Source organism: Arthrobacter sp. K4-10C, from assembly GCF_059090085.1.
On the sequence record NZ_JBNHFI010000026.1, the window covers coordinates 1 to 1,745 of the forward strand.

The following is a 1,745-nucleotide window of genomic DNA, read 5'->3' on the forward strand; positions in this document are numbered from 1 at the left end:
GACCAGGTTTTCTTCCAGGGCCACGCCTCGCCGGGGATGTACGCGCGGGCGTTCATGGAGGGCCGGCTTTCCGAGGAGGACCTGGACGGGTTCCGGCAGGAAAAGTCCCGCGCCGGCCATGCCCTGTCCTCGTACCCGCATCCGCGGCTGATGCCCCAGTTCTGGGAATTTCCCACCGTGTCCATGGGCATCGGGCCGATGAACGCGATCTACCAGGCCCAGTCCAACCGGTACCTGCATAACCGGGGCCTGAAAGACACCTCGGACCAGCAGGTCTGGGCGTTTTTGGGTGACGGGGAAATGGACGAGCCCGAGTCCCGAGGCCTGCTCCAGCTCGCCGCGAACGAGAACCTGGACAACCTGAACTTCGTGATCAACTGCAACCTCCAGCGCCTGGACGGCCCGGTGCGCGGCAACGGCAAGATCATGCAGGAACTCGAAGCGTTCTTCCGCGGCGCGGGCTGGAACGTGATCAAGGTCGTCTGGGGCCGGGAATGGGATGACCTGCTCACCCGCGACACCGACGGGTCGCTGGTGAAGATCATGAACGAAACCCCCGACGGGGACTACCAGACCTACAAGGCCGAATCCGGCGGGTTCGTCCGTGAACACTTCTTCGGCAAGGACCCGGCCACCAAAGACCTCGTCGCGGACCTCACCGATGACCAGATCTGGAACCTCAAACGCGGCGGCCATGACTACCGCAAGGTCTACGCCGCGTACAAGGCAGCCACCGAATTCAAGGGCAAACCCACCGTCATCCTGGCCAAAACCGTCAAGGGCTACGGACTCGGACCCCACTTCGAGGGCCGCAACGCCACCCACCAGATGAAAAAACTCACCCTGGATGACCTGAAGAAGTTCCGCGACCACCTGCGGATCCCGGTCTCGGACGAGCAGCTGGAGAAGGACCCCTACCGGCCGCCGTACTACCACCCGGGCACCGAGGCACCGGAAATCCAGTACATGATGGAGCGCCGGGCCGCTTTGGGCGGATCCGTGCCCGAGCGCCGCTCCAAGCACGCACAGATCACGCTGCCGGACGAGAAGTCCTATGAAGTGGCCAAGCGCGGCTCGGGCAAGCAGCAGGCCGCCACCACCATGGCATTCGTCAGGCTCCTCAAGGACCTGATGCGGGACAAGAACTTCGGCAAGCACATCGCCCCGATCATCCCGGACGAGGCACGCACGTTCGGGATGGACGCGTTCTTCCCCACCGCCAAGATCTACAACCCCAAGGGCCAGAACTACCTGTCCGTGGACCGCGACCTGGTCCTGGCCTACAAGGAATCCCCCGCAGGGCAGCTGATCCACCCCGGCATCAACGAAGCCGGCGCCGTGGCAGCGTTCACCGCCGCCGGCACCGCGTACGCCACCCACGGCGTGCCCCTGGTCCCGGTCTACGTGTTCTACTCCATGTTCGGCTTCCAGCGCACCGGCGACGCCTTCTGGGCCGCAGCGGACCAGATGACCCGCGGCTTCATCATCGGCGCCACCGCAGGCCGGACCACCCTCACCGGCGAAGGCCTCCAGCACGCCGACGGCCACTCCCCCCTGCTCGCCTCCACCAACCCGGCAGTGGTCACCTACGACCCCGCCTACGGCTACGAAATGGGCCACATCATCCGCGACGGCCTGGACCGCATGTACGGCCCGGAATCCGCCGACCGGAACCTGATGTACTACCTCACCGTCTACAACGAACCCATCCTGCAGCCGGCCGAACCCGAGGAACTGGACATCGA

The 1,745-nt window shown here is 65.0% G+C and carries 1 protein-coding gene; it reads left to right on the forward strand.

Annotated elements, in window-relative coordinates; genetic code table 11:
* Positions 1-1,745: pyruvate dehydrogenase (acetyl-transferring), homodimeric type (gene aceE, locus AC5RUU_RS19595; RefSeq protein ID WP_493976867.1), on the forward strand; the 1,745-nt coding region annotated here is incomplete at both ends.